We start from the raw sequence: 19,130 nt of genomic DNA, 5'->3' as shown, positions 1-19,130 counted from the left end.
AGAGTGCCCTCCTCGACCAACGAAGAACGCGAGCGCCCTCCTCGACCAACGATCCAGGAGGGCGTTCGCCTTCGATCAGCGCTTGCGCTTCTCGCGGGGTCGCACGGACAGCTCGATCGGGGTACCGACGAAACCGAACTCCTCACGCAGGCGACGCTCGATGTAGCGCTCGTATCCGGCGTCCAGCTTGCCGCTGGTGAAGAGGATGAACGTGGGCGGCGAGGTCTGCGCCTGCGTGCCGAACAGGATCTTCGGCTGCTTGCCGCCACGCACCGGGTGGGGGTGCTCGGCGACCAGACGGCCGAGGAAAGCGTTGAGCTGGCCGGTCGTGACCCGGGTCTCCCAGCCCTCGAGCGCGCGGTCGAGCGCCGGGACGAGCCGGTCCACGTGCCAGCCGGTGCGCGCGGTGATGTTGATCCGCGGCGCCCACTGCACCTGCACGAGCTCGCGCTCGATCTCGCGGTCGAGGTAGTAGCGACGCTCCTCGTCGACGAGGTCCCACTTGTTGAACGCGATCACCAGCGCACGGCCGGTCTCGCGGACGGTCTGGATGATGCGGATGTCCTGCTCGGACAGGCTCTGCGACCCGTCCACGACGAGTACGGCGACCTCGGCCCGCTCGATTGCGGAGGCGGTGCGCAGCGACGCGTAGTACTCGTGGCCGGAGGCCTCCTTGACCCGCTTGCGGATGCCGGCGGTGTCGATGAAGCGCCAGTCACGGCCGCCCAGGGTGATCAGCTCGTCGACCGGGTCGACGGTGGTGCCGGCGACGTTGTCGACCACGACGCGGTCCTGGCCGGCCAGCTTGTTGAGCAGCGACGACTTGCCGACGTTGGGCTTGCCGACGAGTGCGATGCGGCGCGGGCCGCCGACCTCGCCGTACGACTCCTCGGGAGTCTCGGGCAGGGCCTCGAGGACCGCGTCGAGCAGGTCGCCCGAGCCGCGTCCGTGGATCGCAGAGACCGGGTAGGGCTCGCCCAGACCGAGGTTCCAGAGACCGAACGCCTCGGCCTCGGTGCGCTGGTCGTCGACCTTGTTGGCAGCGAGCACGACGGGCTTCTTCGACTTGCGCAGGATCTTGACGACGGCCTCGTCCGAGTCGGTGATGCCGACCGTCGCGTCGACCACGAAGAGCACCGCATCGGCCAGCGACACCGCGATCTCGGCCTGCCCGGCGATGCGCTCGGCCAGGCCCTTCGCGTCGGGGTCCCAGCCACCGGTGTCGACGACCGTGAAGGCGCGACCGTTCCACGAGGCGTCGTAGGAGACCCGGTCACGGGTGACACCCGGACGGTCCTCGACGACGGCTTCGCGGCGGCCGATGATGCGGTTGACCAGGGTGGACTTGCCCACGTTGGGGCGGCCGACCACGGCGAGCACCGGCACCGGTCCCAGGATCTCCGGGCCGGCCTCGGTGGACGCGTCGTACTCGCTCATCATGCTCCTTGTTCGACCACACCGGTGTGCGGGTCGTCATCGATGTTCTGCTGCCCCACGGGCAGGGGCCCGGGGAGTTGCCGGCCGGTGAGGGCCAGCGCTTCGTCAAGCCGGGCGATCATGTGCTCCCGCAACAACAACGCCGAGTGCCTCACTTGTTCCCGGGTGCGTGGCCACGGAGTCTGCTCGAAACGGTACGGCTCGCCGTACACGATGTCGACGGTGCTGCCCCGGGGCGGCAGGGCGTTGCTGCCGGCGCCGGGTTCGCGGGTGCCGATCATGCTCACCGGCACGATCGGCGCACCGGAGACCAGGCCGAGGTACGCCGCTCCGGCGTGGAAGCGGCGGAAGTCGCCGGGTCCGCGGGTGCCTTCGGGGAAGACGCCGGCTGCACGCCCGTCGCGCAGCACGGCCAGGCACGCCTTCATCGCCGACGGGTCGGCGGCGAAGCGGTTCAACGGGATCTGGCCGGCTCCACGCAGGAACCCACCCAGCCTGCCCTCGAACATCTCGACCTTGGTCAGGGCGTGCACCGGCCGCGCGCCGAAGATCGCCAGCAGCGGACCGTCGACGACGCCCACGTGGTTGCTCGCGACGATCACCGGTCCGGTGGCGGGCACCAGGTCCGCGTTGTGCACCCGCACGCCGAAGCGGCGGCGGATCAGGAAACGAGCGAGGGGCCGCAGGCCATGCAGCATGAGGGTCCGGGGCAGCTCCACCCCGTCGGTGTCGGGAAGTGTGCGTGCCATCACACCCCTTCCCGGGCGGCGCTCACCAGAGCGACCACCTGATTGATCACCTCTTCGAGCGTGTACGGCGTGGTGTCGATGTGGTGCGCACCATCGGCCATCACCAACGGCGCGGTCGCCCTGCCGGAGTCGATCTTGTCGCGGGCCAGCAGCGACTGCTCGGTGGCGGCCAGGTCGGAGCCGCCTTCCTCGGCGGCCCGGCGGAGCGCGCGTGCGGCGGGGTCGGCGGTGAGGTAGAGCTTCACCTCGGCCTGCGGCCACACCACGGAGCCGATGTCACGGCCCTCGACGACGATGCCGCCGTCGCCGATCACGTCCCGTTGCAGCTCGAGCAGTCGGGCCCGGACCTCGGGGACCGCGCTGACCGGGCTGACCGCGCCGGTGACGTCCTCGCCGCGAATGCCCACGGCCACGTCGGTGCCGTCGACGGTGATGGTCGGTGCCAGCGGGTCGGTGCCGGACTCGATGCGCGGTGTCAGCGCGTGGGCGGCCACTGCCTGCGGGTCATGGACGTCGACGTCGTTCTCGAGCATCCACCACGTCATCGCCCGGAACATGGCACCGGTGTCGAGGTAGCGCAGGCCCAACCGGGCAGCCGCACCGCGGGAGGTGCTCGACTTGCCCGACCCGGAGGGTCCGTCGATCGCGACGACGACGTTGTTGCTCACGGGTTCCTGCCTCCTGCTGGGTCGATAAGTGCAGGGTGCAGCCTACCCGTGAGTCAGCCCGGCCCGGCCATCCTCGACTCGGCATCCCCGACTGGGCCGCCGGTCAGCTGTGCAGGTCCCAGCCGCGTTCGCCGAGCGAGACCCTCAGGTGCTCGGCGCGGTCGACCTCGACCAGCAGCTCGACCAGGCCGACCGGGCGGCCCGGGTCGTGGTCGATGTGCACGTCCTCGATGTTGACCCCGATCTCGCCCGCGTCTGCGAACAGTCGGGCCAGCTCGCCCGGGTGGTCGGGCACCGCGACGTACAGGCTCCGCATGGGGCGCGGGGGCCCGCCGTGCTTGCCGGGAATGGCCCGGGTGCCGGCCACGCCCTCGGCCAGGAGCACGCCGAGCGGGCCGCGCTCGTCAGCGGAGATGGCCGCGCGGAACTCGGTCAGCCGGCCCTGTACCTCGTCGATGAGGCCGAGCAGTGCCGCCGAGTTCGCGGTGATGATCTGCTGCCACAGGCGCGGATCGCCCGCGGCGATGCGCGTCACGTCGCGCACCCCCTGCCCGGAGAGCGCCAAGTGCTCCTCGGGGGCGTCGACCAGTCGGCCGGCCACCAGCGAGGCCATCAGGTGCGGCAGGTGCGACGTGCGGGCCACGGCCTGGTCATGCTCCTGCGGCGTCAGCTGCAGCGGCACTCCCCCACAGGCTTCCACCAGCTCGGTGACCAGGCGGACGGCGTCGGCGTCGGCCTCGTCGTGGACGGCGATCGCCCACGGACGGCCCTCGAACAGGGTCGCCGACGCGGCCAGGGGGCCCGACCGTTCACTGCCGGCCATCGGGTGGCTCCCGACGTAGCGGCCCACCGACTCGGGGGCGACGGCCGCGACCTGGGCCAGCGGCTGGGACTTGATGCTGCCCACGTCGGTCACGATCGCGTCGGTGTCGCGCAGGGCGTCGGCGACGATGCTGCCGAGGTGGTCCGGCGGCACGGCCACGACCACCAGCTGCACCGGCTGGCCGTCGTACGCCTTGCCGGCACCGAGGCCGCTCGCCGTCCGCAGGTGCTCGGAGGAGGCGTCCTTCAGGTAGACCTCGAGCCCGGCCCGGCGACAGGCCAGGGCGACAGAGGTGCCGAGGAGGCCGGTGCCGACCACCAGGACCGGACCGCGCAGGTCAGCCATCCGCGCCGGTGTCGTCGGGGACCTCGCGGACCCGGGTGAGGTCGCGACGGAGGTTGGCGGCGCCGTGCAGGTAGACGTGGGTGATGTCGGCGCGCGGCAGGTCGGTCTCGACGTGCGCCATCATGCGCACGACCCTCGGCATGGAACCGTCGATCTCGAGCTCGCGTGCACAGATCAGCGGCACGTCGTCGAAGCCGAGCCTGCGGGCGGCGTACGCCGGGAACTCGGAGTTGAGGTCGTCGGTGGCGGTGAAGATCACCGAGATGAAGTCGTCGACCTCGAGCCCGTTCGACGCCATCACGTCCTGGACCATCTCGGCGACGCGCTCGAGCATGTGCTCGCGTACGTCGTCCTCGAGCTGCGTGGCCCCACGCACGGCTCGTACTGCCACGATGTCGTCCTTTCCTGACCGGATCCTTGCCCGCACAGGCTAGGCCATACCGGTCGAGGGAGGGCGCCGCGGCCTCACTTCGGCTGGTAGTTGCCGAAGGACCACTGGTTGCCCTCCGGGTCGCTCACCGTGCCGCCGCGGCCGCCGTAGTCCTGGTCCACCATCGGTCGTACGACGCTCGCCCCTGCCGCGACCGCCGCGTCGAAGAGGGTGTCTGGATCGTCGGTGACCAGGTAGCACGCGGCCGTGCCCGGACCGGACACACCAACGGCGTCTTCCCGGACCGAGCCGAACATGATCCCGCCGCCGCCGGACCACAGCCACTCGGCGTGGACCACCGTCGTCGGGTCCTTGTCGTCACGGTAGGTCGCGTGCTCGGTGAACCCGATGGCACCGAGCCACTGCATCATCCGCTCGGGGTCCTGCAGGGTCAGGGTCTGCCAGTGCTTGATGTCGGCTGCTGAGGTCATCATCGGCTCCTTCGTCGTCGTCGGACCCTCAGGTTGCCGCGTCGTCGACCCCGGTGTCTTGGACGAATGGGAACTCCTCGCGCGCCCAGTCCGACGGGGTGCAACCGGCCAACGCGTTCCACTCACGGGTCAGGTGGGACTGGTCGGCGTAGCCACATGTCGCAGCCAGGTCGGCCAGCGAGCCGGCACCCGCGGCAAGGCTTGCCACCCAACGCTCACGGCTGGCCGAGAAACGCGCAATGCGCTGGAACACCTTGGGCGTGACGCCGCACTCGGCCCGGAACATGGTGGTCAGGTGGCGCCGGGAGCAGCCGGTCTCGTCGGCGACCTCGTGCACCGGGACGCCTCGGGTCAGCCGGGCCAGCGCATGCCCCACCTCGGCGCGGGGCGCAGGTGCTTCGGTGGCGGCCAGCGCCTCGACCAGGCACCGTTCGACCAGGCGCACACGGTCACGCGGGTCGGCGAGCCCATTCACCTGCTCGGGGAGCCGGCGGAGGACGAGCGGCAGGTCTGGACCGAGCTCGTCGAGCCCGGTGAGCGCTCTGGCCACCTCGCCGAGCGGCACGCCCAACAGGGCCCGCGCCCCGAGCGGGGTGAGCGCCAGCTGGATGCCCGCCTGGCGACGGCCGTGGTGGATGTGCGCCGGACGGTCGTGCAGCCCGGACACCGACGACCAGCCACTGGTCCGTGACCCCGGCACTCCCGCCCACGACACCGCGAGGGGCTCGTCGACGGGCAGCACGAAGGTCAGCGTCGGCGACGGGAGCCCGCGATGGATGCCCGGCTCGGGCGTGGTCACGTCGTACGCCACGAGCGAGGCGACGTACGGCGCGAGCACCGGTGCGGGCATGTCCACGACGGTACGCCGACGTGCCGGGCGAGCAACACGGAACATCCAAGTCACCTGGTGACTGGGATGTTCCGCGCTGACCTTCTAGAGCTTGGCCGCGTCGAGGAGCTCACCGAGCTCGTCGGCGGTGAGCTCGCGGAGCTTGCCGAGCTTGAGGGTCTGCAGCAGCACCGGACCGATGGCGGTGCGGGTCAGGTTGCGCACCGGGTGGCCGAGGTGGTCGAGCAGTCGGCGGACGATCCGGTTGCGTCCCTCGTGGATGGTGAGCTCGACGATGCTGCGGCCCTTGGCGCCGCCCTGTCCGGTGCGCATGATGCGCGCCCGCGACACCTCGACCGGGCCGTCGTCGAGGGTGACGCCGGCCAACAGCTGCGCGATGGTGTCCTTGGTCGCCTCGCCCTCGACCTCTGCGACGTACGTCTTCTGCAGCTCGTACGACGGATGGGCCACCCGCTGGGCGAAGTCGCCGTCGTTGGTGAGCAGGATCAGCCCGGAGGTGTCGGTGTCGAGCCGTCCGACGTGGAACAGTCGCTCGGGACGATCGGCCACGAAGTCGCTCAGGGTGGGGCGTCCCTCGGGGTCGGACATCGTCGAGACGATGCCGCGGGGCTTGTTCAGCACGAGGTAGACGTTGGGGCTGATCGGCGGGAGCCGCTTGCCGTCGACGTGGATCACCGCGGTGCGCGGGTCGATCTTGGTGCCGAGGCGGGTGACCACCTCGCCGTCCACCTCGACCAGGCCGGCGAGCATGATCTCCTCGCACTTGCGGCGCGAGGCCACACCCGACTGGGCCAGGTGCTTCTGGAGGCGGACCAGGCCGTCGTCCGCTGCGTCGTCGTTCACGGTCGGACCGGCTCGTCGGAGGCGGCGGTCGTGTCGGCCGGCAGTGTCTGGTCGGTCGCGACCTGGTCGCCCGGGGCCTCCCCCGAGGTCTCGACGGCCACTGCGGCGACGGCCTCGTCGCTGCCACCGGCGAGTGCAGCGAGGTCGTCCTCCATGTCGGCCATGTCCGGCAGGAACGGCGCGAGCTCGGGCAGGTCGGTGATGTCGGTGACGCCGATCCTCTCGAGGAAGTAGGTCGTGGTGCGGTAGAGGTTGGCGCCGGTCTCGCCGTCCTGGCCGGCCTCCTCGACCAGGCCACGGGTCAGCAGGGTGCGCATGACGCCGTCGACGTTCACTCCCCGGATCGCCGAGACACGGGCCCGGGACACCGGCTGCTTGTAGGCAACCACCGCGAGGGTCTCGAGCGCTGCCTGCGTCAGGCGCGCCTGCTGACCCTCGAGGACGAACGCCTCGACCACCGCGGCGAACTCGTCGCGGGTGTAGAACCGCCAACCGCCGGCCACGTTGCGCAGCTCGAAGCCGCGGCCCTGTTCGTCGTACTCGGCGGCGAGGCCGGCGAGCGCCTGCCCGGTCTCCTCGACCCGGTAGCCGACCGAGGAGGCGAGGGTGACCAGGTCGAGCGGCTGGTCGGCGACCATGAGGATCGCCTCGAGCGACGGGCGCAGCTCGGTGACCGGGACGGCCAACGTCTCCGGGTCAGCCTCTGGCGCAGCATCGGCCTCGGTCGCCGTGTCGGCGTCGATCGTCGGCTCGGCGGGGGTCTCCGCCTCGGTCTGCTCGGCTTCGTTCACCGGGGCACCGGTCTCGTCGGTCATGCGTCGTCCTCGTTCGGGTCGGATGCGTCGGAGTGGTCTCGAGACGGTTGCAGGGCAACCTCCTCGACCAGCGGGGGTTCGGGCTGCGCGGCGTCGTCGACCAACGGGGGTTCGGGCTGCGCGGAGCTCTCGACGGGGGCGGGGTCATCGACCGGCGGCGCCCCGTCGAACTCGTCGGTGATCTCGATCTCGGCGTCGTCGTCCCCGGTCCAGCGGATGGTCAGCTCACCCAACGGGGTCATCTGGTCGAAGCCGACCGCGCCCTCGCGGAACAGTTCGAGCAGGGAGAGGAAACGGGCCACCGTGGTCAGGGTGTCCGGTGAGTCGCCGCACAGCGCGCGGAAGGTGATCGTGCCGGTGCGGCGTACCCGCTCGATGACGAGTGCGGCCTGCTCCTTGACCGACACCTTGGCGGCGTGGATGTGCTGCAGCGAGACCTCGAGCACCGGCTTGGGGGCCAGTGCCTTGGCCGCGAGCCGGGCGAACTGTTCGAGCCCGATGCCGATCAGCACCTCGGGCAGCAGCGTCGCGAAGCGGTCCTCGAGGCCCACCGCACGCGGGAACCTGCGCGACTCCCCCGCCAGACGTTGCTCCAGCACACCGGCCACCTGCTTGAACGCCTTGTACTGCATGAGCCGGGCGAAGAGGAGGTCGCGCGCCTCCAGCAGGGCGAGGTCCTCCTCGTCCTCGACGTCGCCCTGGGGCAGCAGCCGGGCGGCCTTCAGGTCGAGCAGCGTGGAGGCGACGAGCAGGAACGACGTGGTCTGCTCGAGGTCCCAGACCGGACCGCCTGCCTTGACGTAGGCGATGAACTCGTCGGTGACCGTCGAGAGTGCCACCTCGGTGACGTCGAGCTTGTGCTTGGCGATCAGGTTGAGCAGCAGGTCGAAGGGGCCCTCGAAGTTCGCCAGGTGGACGGCGAAGGCCGGGGTGACCTCACCTTCTCCAGGCGCCACGGCCACGGCGTCCGCCTCGCTCACGACTCCCTCAGGCGGGTGACCAGCATCGAGTCGTCGCCGTTCTCCTCCAGGTCGGCCAGCGCGATCGCGATCGCCGACCGGACCAGGCGGCCCCGGTCGACGGCCAGGCCCTGGGTACGCCGCAGCAGCAGCCGGGCGTGCTCGATGTCGAGCAGCTCGTCGGAGGTGACGTAGACCGTCATCTTCTCGTCGTGACGGATCCGGCCACTCGGCTTCCGCGGCGCCGACTCCGCCGAGGCCTCCGGCTGGACGTCGGGCACCGCCTTCGGCCCGGAGGTCCGCGCCGGAGCAGCGTCCCGGGTGTCACCGGCGGCGGCCGAGGTCGGCCGGAAGAGGTCGTCAGCCGCGGGCAGGCTCACCCGTCGAGACACGCGCCAGCACCTCCTTGGCCAGCTGCCGGTAGGACTCGGCGCCGGCGGACGACGAGGCGTACGTCGTGATCGGCTCACCGGCCACGGTGGAGTCGGAGAACTTGATCGTGCGGCGGATGACGGTGTGGAAGACGGTGTCGCCCCAGGCGTGCACCAGTCGCTCCATGACCTCGCGGCTGTGCAGGGTGCGGCCGTCGAACATGGTGCCGAGCACGCCGTCGATCTCGAGCTTCGGGTTGAGCCGCTCCTGCACCTTGTCGATGGTGGTCTTGAGGAGGGCCACGCCGCGGAGCGCGAAGTACTCGCACTCGAGCGGCACGATGACGCCGTCGGAGGCGGTCAGCGCGTTGACGGTCAGCAGGCCGAGCGACGGCTGGCAGTCGATCAGGATGACGTCGTACTTCTCGAGGGCCGGGGCCAGCACGCGCGACAGGGTCTGCTCGCGGGCCACCTCGTGCACCAGCTGGACCTCGGCGGCGGACAGGTCGATGTTGGAGGGCAGGAGGTCCATGCCCTCGACGCCGGTCGGCACGACCACCTCGTCGTAGGTGACGTCACGCTCCATGAGGAGGTTGTAGATGGAGAGCTCCATCTCGTGCGGGTTCAGCCCGAGCCCGACCGAGAGCGAGCCCTGGGGGTCGAAGTCGACCAGCNCCCCACCCTTCTGGTTGCACATGGAGATCACCCGGGCGCCACCGTGGGTGGTGACCGGCGCCGGCTCGGGCAGGTGCGGCATCGGCCGGCCCGTGGGACCGAGCTTCTCCGGCTCGTCGATCAAGGCCTCGGCCGGGGTCTCCTTCGGAGCTGGTGCGGTCTGCCGGGGCTGGAAGGGAATGGGGTCGCTCACGCGGTGGTCATCTCCGGGGGAAGTCGGTGCGACGGGAGGTCGGAGCAGGGGAGGCATCTGCGGCGCGCCACTCCCCGCCTGACCGGGAAAGCCGGAGAAACTGCCGGAGAAATTTCCGTCGCCGCTCATGTACCGCTCCTCCAACTCCAGTGCATTGTCGACTCGGCGACATGTGCCCGAGCCTGCGGGCGACTCTAGGGCCACTGCTCCGACCCGAACAAGGCGGGAGCCCAGATCCCTGTGTTCATGGGGAAATCTGTGCACAAGCTGTGCAGAACCACGCGCTCAGTTGCACAGGGCAAGTGCCACCTGTGCACAACCCTGTGGAGGAAAGGTCACAGTCGTCGCATCGCCGTCGACGTGACGATCGCCTGGCCGAGGTCGTCCGACGCGTCGAGGTCGACCACTGCCTCGATCACCCAGTCGTGGTGTCCTTCGGGGTCGTCGATGACCTGGCGGACCTCCCACACCCGCCCCTGCTCCGGATCGGTTCCTGGCGTGATCTGCAGCAGGTCGGGACCACGGGCGTCGCCGGCCGTGCCGATCGAGTCGTGCTCGTCGTAGTAGGCCTCGATCGCCTCGTCCCACTGGCTACGGGTCATCCCGATCTCGCGCGGTGGCTCGAAGAGGTCTGCCGTTGCCCGTTCGCCCCGCATCAGCCCGTCGAGGTCGTCGCGGGCACACAGCTCGACCCGGCGGAACATCGCGTTGCGGATCATCACCCGGAACGGCCGCTCCTGCAGCGACAGGGGCCGTGGAGGCGGCGGGGGCTCCCCCGCGGACCCGGCCACCCGCTCCGGGTCGGTCAACGCCTCCCACTCGTCGAGCAGCGAGGAGTCGGTCTGGCGGATGGTCTCCCCCAGCCACTCGACGAGCTCCTCGAGCTCGGGCGTGCGGTGCGAGTCGGGGATGGTGTGTCGCAGGGTGCGGTAGGCGTCAGTGAGGTAGCGCAGCACCAGACCCTCGGAGCGGGCCAGCTGGTAGCGGCCGACGAAGTCGGTGAAGCTCATCCCCTGCTCATACATCTCCCGCACGATCGACTTCGGCGCCAGCCCGTCCTCCGGCAGCCACGGGTGGCTCTGGCGGTACATCTCGTACGTCGCCCCGAGCAGCTCGGCCAGGGGCTGCGGCCAGGTCACCTCGTCGAGCAGTGCCATGCGTTCGTCGTACTCGATGCCGTCGGCCTTCATCTCGGCCACGGCCTCCCCGCGGGCGGCGTGCTGCTGGGCGAAGAGGATCTGCCGCGGCCCCTCGAGCACCGCCTCGACCACCGACACCTGGTTGAGCAGGTGCTCGGGGTCCTCCGGGTCGAGCACGTCCAGCGCGGCCAACGCGAAGTGCGCCAGCGGCTGGTTGAGTGCGAAGTCCTCCGGCAGCTCGGTGGTCAGCACGAACCGCCGGCCCAACCCGTCGACCTCGGTCAGCCGGGTGAGCACGCCCGACTGCACGAGCGAGCGGGCCAGTCGCAATGCCCGGCGGACCAGACGGGGCCGGTTGCGCGGGTCCTCGTGGTTGTCGCGCAGCAGGTCGCGCATCACCGCGAACGCGTCGGTCTCGCGGGCCACCACGTTGAGCAGCATCGAGTTGTCGACCCGCATCCGGGAGACCAGCGCCTCGGGCGTGCCCTCGACCAGCCGACCGAAGGTCTCCTCGGTCCAGACCACACTGCCCTCGGGTGGCCGGCGCAGCTGGGCCTTCGACTTCTTCTTGGCCAGCTTCGCTTCGCTGAGTGCGGCGTTCTTGGCGGCCGCCTTCGCCTTGGCCTTCTCGTTCTCGATCACGTGCTCCGGCGCCTGTACGACGACGTACCCGGCGGTGTCGAACCCGGCCCGGCCCGCACGACCGGCGATCTGCTGGAACTCCCTGATCCGCAGGGTGCGCTGGCGGGTGCCGTCGAACTTGGCGAGCCCGGTGAACAGCACCGTGCGGATCGGCACGTTGATGCCCACCCCGAGGGTGTCGGTGCCACAGATCACCTTGAGCAGACCGTCCTGGGCCAACTGCTCGACCAGCCGGCGGTACTTCGGCAGCATGCCGGCGTGGTGCACGCCGATGCCGCTGCGCACCAGCTTGGACAGGGTCTTGCCGAAGCCGGCCCCGAACTTGAACGCCCCGATGCGCTCGGCGATCGCGTCGCGCTCCTCGCGGGTGACGACCTTCGAGCCGAACGACCCGGGTGAGAGCAGCTGGTTGGCGTGCTCGACGGCGTCCTTCTGGGTGAAGTGCACGACGTACGCCGGCACCTGCCGGGTCGTGACCAGTTCCTCGAGGGTCTCGGCCAGCGGGGTCATCGCCCAGGTGAACGTCAACGGCACCGGTCGCTCGGCATCGTCGACCAGCACGGTCGGCTTCTTCGTGCGACGGGTGAGGTCCTCGACGAACGGGCTGACGTCACCGAGTGTGGCCGACATCAACAGGAACTGGGCCTGCGGGAGCGTGAGGATCGGCACCTGCCACGCCCAGCCGCGGTCGGGCTCGGAGTAGAAGTGGAACTCGTCCATGACGACCAGCCCGACGTCGGCGGCCGCACCCTCGCGCAGGGCGATGTTGGCCAGCACCTCGGCGGTGCAGGCGATGATCGGTGCGTCCGCGTTCACGGAGGCGTCACCGGTGAGCATGCCGACGTTGTCGGCCCCGAAGACCTCGCACAGCGCGAAGAACTTCTCGCTCACCAGCGCCTTGATGGGCGCCGTGTAGAAGCTGACCTGGTCGCGGTTGAGCGCGGCGAAGTGCGCGCCCAGGGCCACCAGCGACTTCCCGGAGCCCGTGGGCGTGGCCAGGATGACGTTGTTTCCGGAGAACAGCTCGATGACTGCCTCGTCTTGGTGCGGGTAGAGGCCCAGCCCCCGCGACTCGACCCACGCGGTGAACGCGTCGTACAACGTGTCCGCGTCGGAGTCCGCGGGCAGGGGTACGTCGAGTCGGGTCATGTCCCGATCCAATCACCCGCCCGCACACCACCACGACGAGAGGCCATGAAACCGCCGCGGAGCCACCGTGAAACCGGCGGCCCCCACGCTCGGAGCATGACACCCCCTACCAATGTCCCGGCCACCGACGCCCCGGCCGTGAGTGCCCGGGCCCTCGTCAAGCAGTTCGGCGACCAGCGTGCCGTCGACGGAGTCGACCTGGAGATCCGCCGCGGCGAGGTCTTCGGCGTGCTCGGTCCCAACGGGGCCGGCAAGACCACTGTCCTGAAGATGCTGGCCACCATGCTCCCCATCGACGGGGGCACCGCCGAGGTCTTCGGCCACGACGTACGTCGGGAGCCGCACCTGGTCCGACAGCTGATCGGCGTGACCGGTCAGGACGCCTCGGTCGACGAGAACCTCACCGCAACCGAGAACCTCTGGCTCTTCGCCCGCCTGCTGGGCATGGGCCGCAACGACGCCCGGGCCCGGTCGATGACCCTGCTCGAGCAGTTCGACCTCACCGAGGCGGCCAGCAAGCCGATCTCCGCCTTCTCGGGCGGCATGCGGCGCCGGCTCGACCTCGCAGTCAGCCTGCTCACCCGGCCGCCGCTGATCTTCCTCGACGAGCCGACCACGGGCCTCGACCCGCGCACCCGCGGCCAGATGTGGGACACCATCCGCGAGCTCGTCGTCGACGGCTGCACGGTGCTGCTCACCACGCAGTACCTCGACGAGGCCGACCAGCTGGCCGACCGGATCGCGGTCATCGACCACGGTCGCAAGGTCGCCCAGGGCACCGCAGACGAGCTCAAGTCGTCGGTCGGCCGCTCCACCCTGCAGGTGCAGCTCAACGACCCTGACGACCTGGCGATCACGGCCGAGATCGCCCAGCGGATGGTCGGCGAGGCCGCCCTGAGCCCCGAGGCCCGACGGGTCAACATCCCGCTGCGCAGCACCGACCAGTCCATCGAGGTGCTGGTGGCACTGCGCGACCGCGGCGTGTCCATCGACTCGGTGACGGTGCAGAAGCCGTCGCTCGACGAGGTGTTCCTGGCCCTGACCGGCCACGACACTCACCCCTCCGGCGCCGACGCCTCCGATGAAGCCGCCGACCCCACCGACCTGATGGAGACCACCCGATGACCACCACAGCCCCCACCCTCGACCTGCCGACGCGGGTCAGCGTGTCCGACGCGCTCAGCCAGACCATGACCCTGGCCTGGCGCGCCACCATGAAGATGCGCCGCAACTTCGAGCAGCTCTTCGACGTGACCATCCAGCCGCTGTTGTTCACCGCGATGTTCGCCTACATCTTCGGTGGCGCGATCTCCGGCGACGTGTCGAGCTACCTGCCGATCATCATTCCCGGGCTGATCGGCCAGACCGTGCTCACCGCCTGCGTCGCCACCGGTGTCCAGCTGCGTGAGGACATGGACAAGGGCGTGTTCGACCGGTTCAAGGTGCTCCCGATCGCCCGGATCGCGCCGCTCGCCGGGCCCATGGTGGCCGACCTGATCCGCTACCTGATCGCGTCGGTGCTGACCTTCGCCACCGGGTTCGCGATGGGCTACCGCCCCGGCGGCGGCATCCTCGGCGTCACCGGTGCGGTCGCGCTGGCCGTGATCGCCGGCTGGTCACTCGCCTGGATCTTCACGTGGTTCGGCATCATCGGCCGCAGCGCCCAGGGCGTGCAGGGCATCTCCCTGATGGTGATGTTCCCGCTGACGTTCCTGTCCAACGCGTTCGTGCCGACCGACACCATGCCGAACTGGCTGCAGACCTTCGCCGACCTCAACCCGGTCTCCCACGTGATCTCTGCGATCCGCGAGCTGGCCAACAACGGTCACCTCGGCGCCGAGACCGGCTGGGCGCTGCTCGGCTGCGCGGCCCTGGTCGCGATCTTCGCGCCGCTGTCGCTTCGCACCTTCAACGCGAAGATGTGATCGTGCCGAGAAGGTCCGCGACCTCCGGCACCAGCTCGACGCTCGGCCGGCCGGCGTACTCCGCGAGGTGTACGTCGAGCCGGCCGGGCGTCATGCGTTCGGCGAGCGCCGCGAGCAGCTCCCAGCGCAGGCTCGGCAACGTGCGGTTGTAGGCCCACCGCTGGCCGACCGCGAGCAGGCGTACGCCGACCTCGCGCGCGGCCTGGTCGCCGTGACGCAGCAGCCACGCACCCAGCGACACCACGAGCATGCCGTTGAGCGGCAGGTCCGGAATCGCCTGGCGCTGGCCGCCGAGCGTGCTGTGGGCCCGGATCATCCGGGCCAGCTGGTCGGCCCGCGGATCGGGACCGGGAGGCGCGTGGTGGACACGGGCCACCAGCGCGCACGACGCGCCCAGCACCAACCAGGGAGTGAATCCGACGCCGGTCTCGGCGTCCTCGATCAGGAGCACGGCCTCGTCGTAGTCCCTCAGCCCGCCCTCCACGTCACCTCGGGCGAGGCGGACCTCCGCCCGCGCCGACTGCAGGGTCATGCGTGAGCCGAGCTGGACGCCCTCGGAGATCGCCTCGACCTCGTCGAGGATGCGCTCTGCTGTGTCCGGGTCGCCGTCGACCAACCGCGCCAGTGCCGTGGTGATCCGCAGTGACCGGGCGTCGTCAGTCGCGTGCAGCCGCATCAGGGTGGGCCAGGCGATCTCCGCGTGCCGCGCCGCCTCCCGGTGGTCGCCGAGCACCAGCTGCAGCTGGGAGATCTCCGAGTGGAGCGAGGCCTCGATGTAGGGGGTCAGGGGCGCCCAGGTCAGGCCCCGCGTGGCGTAGTCGAGTGCCAGGGCCGCGTCTCCGTTGTTCTCCGCGGTCAGCGCTGCCCACATCATCATCATGCCGGCGGTCAACGGATCATCGGCAGCACTCGCCTGGACTGCGAGTCGCTCGGGGTCCGGTTGGCTGCCCGGCTCGGCGAACATCGTGTACGCCGCCTTCGCCCACGGTGTGTCCGGCTCGTCCCAGCCCTGCATCGACCGGCGCAGCTCCTCGAGCGGACGCCCCGGCACCCAGTTGAGGTGCACCAGCAGGATGGCCGCCGCCTCGCACGCGACCGACTGCACTGCCTCCGGCGCGTCCCACCCGGTGAGCAGCTCCGCGGCAGCGTCGGAGACCGCGAAGACGCGGGCGTGGTCGCCGGTGATGGTCCACAGGGTGCCCAGTGAGGCGACCAGGCGGGCCACCAGCTCGGCGTCGCCCCTGGCCAGGGCTCGCCGGAGCACGTCGGTCAGGTTGTTCTCCTCGAGGCGCAGCCGGTGGACGCGTTCGACCTGGTCGACGGCCACGAAGATCGACGCGTTGTCGTCGGCGATCGCTGCCGCCCAGGCGTCCTGGGCGAGCCACGCCGCGTCCCGCTCCCCCGCCTCGTTGAGGCGGAGCGAGGCGAACTCGCGAATCGTCTCGAGCGAGCGGAACCGGGTCACGCCCTCGTGCTCGCTGACCACCAGCAGCGACTGGTCGACGAGGTTCTCGAGCAGGTCGGCTGCACCCGCGCCGATCACCGATGCGGCGGCGACCGTGTCGAACCCGTCGTGGAAGACCGAGAGCCAGCGGAGCGCGCGTTGCTCGGCGTCGTCTAGGAGGTCCCAGGACCAGCCGATCACCGCCTCGAGGGTGCGGTGGCGTTCCGGTGCGCCGCGGTCCCGGGTGCGCAGCAGCTCGAAGCGACGCTCGAGGCCGCGCCGGATCTCCGCCACCGACATCGTGCGCACCCGCGCCGCGGCCAGTTCGACGGCCAGCGGCAACCCGTCGAGTCGCGCCACCACGCCGGCCACCTGTGTCGGGTCGAGCGCGGCATCCGGGCGTACGGCGCGGGCCCGTTGCCGGAACAGCTCGGCGGCGTCCTGCTCCGCGAGCTGGCTCAGCGGCACGATCCGCTCGGCCGCGATCCGCAGGGGCGCCCGGCTGGTGGTGAGGATCCGGAGGTCACGCGTGGAGACCAGCAGGAAGGCGACCAGTGAGGCCACCGCCTCGAGGACGTGCTCACAGTTGTCGAGCACCAGCAGCGTCGGTCCCTCGCCGAGCGACTGCGCGATGCGGCCGCGGACGTCCGCCTCCTGCGCCGGGGTCAGGGTCCGTCGCGAGGTCATCGAGCCGCGTACGCCGAGGGCGGCGCCGACCTCGGCGACCACGTCGTCAGCGGAGCCGACGCCGACCAGCTCGACCACGTGCACCCGCGGCAGCGACGACTCACGCGCCAGGGCCTGGGCCACGCTGGTCTTCCCGATGCCACCCGGGCCCATGATCGTGGTGAGCCGGCCGTTGGCCAGCGCGGTGCGCAGGTCGGCCAGGTCGCCCTCGCGGCCGAGCAGGGCGCCACCGTCGAAGCGGAGTCCGGTGCGGACCGGGTCGTCGGCGGCCAGCAGCTCGCCGTGGAGGCGTTGCAGCTCGGGGTCGGGGCTGACGCCCAGCCGCTCGCCCAGGTCGTGGCGGTAGGCCTCGTAGTGCACGAGCGCCTCGGCCGGTCCGGACGTGTCGGCGATGGAGCGCAGCAGCGCCAGCCGGGCTCCCGTGTCGTCGGGCCGTCGGCGCAGCACGCCTTCGAGCAGGGGGAGCGCCTCTGCGAACTGTCCGGTCGCGGCCAGGGCCCGACCCCGCAGCTCGCGTGACTCGTCGAGTCTGCTGGCTGCGGCCGCACGGACTGCTGCCAGTGGACCCGGGGCCTGATGGTCGGCGAGCACGAGGCCCGCAGTGTCCTCGAGTGCGGCGAGCGCGGCGGTCGGGTCGGTGGCCAGCTGACTGCGGGCGCGGGTGACCGCCCGATCCAGGCACCACGCGTCGACGTCGTCGGCCGGGAGCCCGAGCCGGTAGCCGCCGTCGTACCTCTCGACGAGCGCCGCGTCCGTGGCAGTGCGCAACCGCGAGACCAGCACCTGCAGCGCCTTCAGTGGTCGCTCCGGGCGGCTGTCGGGCCACACCTCCTCGATCATGCGGGTGTCGGAGACCCCGCGCGGCTCGGCAACCAGCGTGCCCAGCAGCGCGGCGATCCGCTCCCCCGGCAAGGCTGCGCCGTTCCACAGGACGCCGTCGAGCACGCGCAGCCGCGGCGCCGGACCCGGGCCTGTCGGGACCATCACCCCTGCGCCCTCGGGTGGGCGGTCGCGAAGACCTCCCGGAGGTTGTCGACGGTGACCAGGGTGTAGACCTGCGTGGTGGTCACCGAGGCGTGACCGAGAAGCTCCTGCACGACGCGCACGTCGGCTCCGCCGTCGAGCAGGTGTGTGGCGAAGGAGTGCCGCAGGGTGTGTGGTGACACGTCACGGGTCACGCCGGCCTTCTCCGCGGTCTTGACCAGCACCGTCCACGCGCTCTGGCGGGACAGCCGCCCGCCGCGGGAGTTGAGGAAGAGGGCCGGGCCACCCGCGCCGTTGCCGACCAGGTCACGACGGCCGCCCTCGACGTACGCCGTGACCGCCTCGCGGGCGAAGGACCCGACGGGGACGACGCGCTCCTTGCTGCCCTTGCCCCGCAACCGCACGGTGCCGTCGACCAGGTCGAGGTCGTCGACGTCGAGGCCGACCGCCTCGGAGATGCGCGCCCCGGTGCCGTAGAGCACCTCGAGGAGGGCCCGGTCGCGGCTGGCGAGGGCGGTGCCGCCCGAGCCGGCCGCCTCCAGGATCGCCTCCACGTCCGAGAGCGGCAGCGCCTTGGGCAGCCGCTTCGCGGGGGTGGGCGGCTTGACCGCGGCCGCAGGGTCGAGCTCGGCCAGGCCGTCGCGTACGGCGAACTTGTGGAAGCCACGGACCGCGACGACCGTGCGGGCCGCGGACGTCGACCCGAGGGGCTGGTGGTCGGCATCCCCTTCGCGCAGCCGGACGAGGAAGTCGGCCACCACGGCCTCGGTGACCGCGCTGAGCTCGGTGATGCTCTCCCGGGCGAGGTGCTCCTGGTAGCGGCGCAGGTCTCGCCGGTAGGACTTCAGGGTGTTCTCGGCCAGGCCGCGCTCGACCGACAGGTGGTCGAGGTAGGTGCGTACGGCGCGCGTGACGTCGCCTGCCCGGTCAGTGGTCAGTGCGATCGCCCCGCACGCAGCTGTCCCGAACCCACGCGTGCGTCGTACGCGAAGACCGCGAGGGCGACCGGCCCGTCGGTGACCCGGCCGTCGAGGATCGCCTCGCGCAGCTCGGCCAGCGGAACCCAGAGGGTCTCCATGTCGGCCTCCTCCGCCTCGAGCGCGAAGTCACCGCGATCGCAGCGGCTCAGTCCACGCGCCAGGTAGAAGTGGTGCTGCTCGGCCGAGATGCCCGGGGAGCCCCACACGGAGATCAGGTGGGTCCACTCCTCCGCCTGGAACTCGACCTCCTCGCGGAGCTCGCGGATCGCGACGTCACGGGGGTCCTCACCCGGGTGGTCGCAGATGCCGGCCGGCAGCTCGAGGAAACGCCGCTGCGCGGGGTGGCGGTACTGGCGCAGGCACAGCACCCGCTCGTCGTCGTCCAGTGCCAGCACCATCGCGGCGCCGGGGTGCTCCAGCACGAGACGACGGAACGACCGACCGTCGGGGTCGTCGGGGTGGGTCACCTGGTCGGAGCGGAACGCCACGACCCAGTCGTCACGGTGCAGGTCGGTCGTGGACGTGACCGGCCACGACTCGGGGGTGTCTCCTGTCAGCGGCATGCCCGAAGGTTATCGCCCGACCCCGACA

17 protein-coding genes and 1 pseudogene are annotated in these 19,130 nt (G+C 71.0%); 2 read left to right on the top strand and 16 right to left on the bottom strand.

Translation table 11 applies throughout. The annotated features are described in order from the left end of the window. Nucleotides 1–75 precede the first annotated feature (75 nt). The 13 genes and pseudogenes from der to ASH02_RS02680 all read right to left on the bottom strand — a co-directional run bounded on the left by der (nucleotide 76) and on the right by ASH02_RS02680 (nucleotide 12,519). Complete coding sequence (gene der, locus ASH02_RS02740; protein WP_056686197.1) at nucleotides 76–1,437, bottom strand: ribosome biogenesis GTPase Der; 1,362 nt, start codon at nucleotides 1,435–1,437, stop codon at nucleotides 76–78. Continuing rightward, a complete protein-coding gene (locus ASH02_RS02735) occupies nucleotides 1,437–2,186 on the bottom strand; it encodes a lysophospholipid acyltransferase family protein (protein WP_056686194.1) in 750 nt (249 codons plus the stop codon). The genes der and ASH02_RS02735 overlap by 1 nt, the downstream gene beginning before the upstream one ends. After that, nucleotides 2,186–2,854 (bottom strand): (d)CMP kinase, encoded by a 669-nt coding sequence (gene cmk / locus ASH02_RS02730; protein ID WP_056686191.1) that lies wholly within the window; start codon nucleotides 2,852–2,854, stop codon nucleotides 2,186–2,188. The genes ASH02_RS02735 and cmk overlap by 1 nt, the downstream gene beginning before the upstream one ends. A 103-nt stretch (nucleotides 2,855–2,957) precedes the next feature. Continuing rightward, on the bottom strand, nucleotides 2,958–4,022 hold the full coding sequence (locus ASH02_RS02725) for a prephenate dehydrogenase (RefSeq protein WP_056686188.1): 1,065 nt from the start codon (nucleotides 4,020–4,022) through the stop codon (nucleotides 2,958–2,960). After that, nucleotides 4,015–4,413 carry a chorismate mutase gene (gene aroH / locus ASH02_RS02720; RefSeq protein WP_056686185.1) on the bottom strand — a complete coding sequence of 133 codons (399 nt, stop codon included), beginning with the start codon at nucleotides 4,411–4,413 and terminating at the stop codon, nucleotides 4,015–4,017. The genes ASH02_RS02725 and aroH overlap by 8 nt, the downstream gene beginning before the upstream one ends. A gap of 74 nt (nucleotides 4,414–4,487) precedes the next feature. Continuing rightward, entirely contained in the window at nucleotides 4,488–4,883 is a 396-nt protein-coding gene (locus ASH02_RS02715; protein WP_056686770.1) for a VOC family protein, read from the bottom strand. A 28-nt stretch (nucleotides 4,884–4,911) separates the two neighbouring features. After that, nucleotides 4,912–5,733, bottom strand: a complete 822-nt coding sequence (locus ASH02_RS02710; protein ID WP_056686767.1) for a helix-turn-helix domain-containing protein — start codon at nucleotides 5,731–5,733, stop codon at nucleotides 4,912–4,914. Between the two features lie 84 nt (nucleotides 5,734–5,817). Then, entirely contained in the window at nucleotides 5,818–6,576 is a 759-nt protein-coding gene (locus tag ASH02_RS02705; protein ID WP_056686182.1) for a pseudouridine synthase, read from the bottom strand. After that, a complete protein-coding gene (gene scpB / locus ASH02_RS02700) occupies nucleotides 6,573–7,391 on the bottom strand; it encodes an SMC-Scp complex subunit ScpB (RefSeq protein ID WP_082564035.1) in 819 nt (272 codons plus the stop codon). The genes ASH02_RS02705 and scpB overlap by 4 nt, the downstream gene beginning before the upstream one ends. Then, entirely contained in the window at nucleotides 7,388–8,371 is a 984-nt protein-coding gene (locus ASH02_RS02695) for a segregation and condensation protein A (protein ID WP_082564034.1), read from the bottom strand. Before ASH02_RS02695 ends, scpB begins: the two co-directional genes overlap by 4 nt. Further along, nucleotides 8,368–8,742, bottom strand: coding sequence for a hypothetical protein (locus ASH02_RS02690; protein WP_056686178.1), 375 nt, complete (start codon nucleotides 8,740–8,742; stop codon nucleotides 8,368–8,370). The genes ASH02_RS02695 and ASH02_RS02690 overlap by 4 nt, the downstream gene beginning before the upstream one ends. Continuing rightward, a pseudogene (locus ASH02_RS02685) lies at nucleotides 8,711–9,395 on the bottom strand (ParA family protein); the annotation flags it as partial. The gene ASH02_RS02690 and the pseudogene ASH02_RS02685, both read right to left, overlap by 32 nt. Before the next feature lie 529 nt (nucleotides 9,396–9,924). Further along, nucleotides 9,925–12,519: a DEAD/DEAH box helicase gene (locus ASH02_RS02680; RefSeq protein ID WP_056686175.1), complete on the bottom strand. Its 2,595-nt coding sequence runs from the start codon at nucleotides 12,517–12,519 to the stop codon at nucleotides 9,925–9,927. Nucleotides 12,520–12,615: 96 nt separating this feature from the next. On the opposite strand from ASH02_RS02680, the gene ASH02_RS02675 reads away from it, so the two are divergent. Then, nucleotides 12,616–13,644, top strand: a complete 1,029-nt coding sequence (locus tag ASH02_RS02675) for an ATP-binding cassette domain-containing protein (protein WP_056686172.1) — start codon at nucleotides 12,616–12,618, stop codon at nucleotides 13,642–13,644. After that, nucleotides 13,641–14,444, top strand: coding sequence for an ABC transporter permease (locus tag ASH02_RS02670; RefSeq protein WP_056686169.1), 804 nt, complete (start codon nucleotides 13,641–13,643; stop codon nucleotides 14,442–14,444). The genes ASH02_RS02675 and ASH02_RS02670 overlap by 4 nt, the downstream gene beginning before the upstream one ends. Here ASH02_RS02670 and ASH02_RS02665 read toward each other — a convergent pair. Genes ASH02_RS02665 through ASH02_RS02655 form a run of 3 tightly spaced genes read right to left on the bottom strand, consistent with a single transcriptional unit; the run spans nucleotide 14,428 to nucleotide 19,102 of the window. Beyond that, nucleotides 14,428–17,559: an ATP-binding protein gene (locus tag ASH02_RS02665; protein ID WP_056686166.1), complete on the bottom strand. Its 3,132-nt coding sequence runs from the start codon at nucleotides 17,557–17,559 to the stop codon at nucleotides 14,428–14,430. The genes ASH02_RS02670 and ASH02_RS02665 overlap by 17 nt on opposite strands. Next, the gene (gene xerD / locus ASH02_RS02660; protein ID WP_082564032.1) at nucleotides 17,559–18,497 is read right to left on the bottom strand and encodes a site-specific tyrosine recombinase XerD; all 939 of its coding nucleotides are present in this window, start codon (nucleotides 18,495–18,497) and stop codon (nucleotides 17,559–17,561) included. The genes ASH02_RS02665 and xerD overlap by 1 nt, the downstream gene beginning before the upstream one ends. Beyond that, nucleotides 18,494–19,102 (bottom strand): NUDIX domain-containing protein, encoded by a 609-nt coding sequence (locus tag ASH02_RS02655; protein ID WP_056686160.1) that lies wholly within the window; start codon nucleotides 19,100–19,102, stop codon nucleotides 18,494–18,496. The genes xerD and ASH02_RS02655 overlap by 4 nt, the downstream gene beginning before the upstream one ends. Nucleotides 19,103–19,130: the final 28 nt, after the last annotated feature.

It is taken from the genome of Nocardioides sp. Soil796 (assembly GCF_001429525.1).
In the GTDB taxonomy this organism is placed as follows: domain Bacteria; phylum Actinomycetota; class Actinomycetes; order Propionibacteriales; family Nocardioidaceae; genus Nocardioides.
The sequence above is the reverse complement of the archived record's forward strand: the minus strand, read 5'-3'. Positions and strand labels throughout refer to the sequence as shown.

Coding starts and splice junctions, on each gene's coding strand:
- der (WP_056686197.1), bottom strand. CDS start 1,437: ATGAGCGAGTACGACGCGTCCACCGAGGCCGGCCCGGAGATCCTGGGA.
- ASH02_RS02710 (WP_056686767.1), bottom strand. CDS start 5,733: ATGCCCGCACCGGTGCTCGCGCCGTACGTCGCCTCGCTCGTGGCGTAC.
- ASH02_RS02715 (WP_056686770.1), bottom strand. CDS start 4,883: ATGACCTCAGCAGCCGACATCAAGCACTGGCAGACCCTGACCCTGCAG.
- ASH02_RS02680 (WP_056686175.1), bottom strand. CDS start 12,519: ATGACCCGACTCGACGTACCCCTGCCCGCGGACTCCGACGCGGACACG.
- ASH02_RS02735 (WP_056686194.1), bottom strand. CDS start 2,186: ATGGCACGCACACTTCCCGACACCGACGGGGTGGAGCTGCCCCGGACC.
- ASH02_RS02670 (WP_056686169.1), top strand. CDS start 13,641: ATGACCACCACAGCCCCCACCCTCGACCTGCCGACGCGGGTCAGCGTG.
- ASH02_RS02675 (WP_056686172.1), top strand. CDS start 12,616: ATGACACCCCCTACCAATGTCCCGGCCACCGACGCCCCGGCCGTGAGT.
- ASH02_RS02665 (WP_056686166.1), bottom strand. CDS start 17,559: ATGGTCCCGACAGGCCCGGGTCCGGCGCCGCGGCTGCGCGTGCTCGAC.
- scpB (WP_082564035.1), bottom strand. CDS start 7,391: ATGACCGACGAGACCGGTGCCCCGGTGAACGAAGCCGAGCAGACCGAG.
- ASH02_RS02655 (WP_056686160.1), bottom strand. CDS start 19,102: ATGCCGCTGACAGGAGACACCCCCGAGTCGTGGCCGGTCACGTCCACG.
- ASH02_RS02725 (WP_056686188.1), bottom strand. CDS start 4,022: ATGGCTGACCTGCGCGGTCCGGTCCTGGTGGTCGGCACCGGCCTCCTC.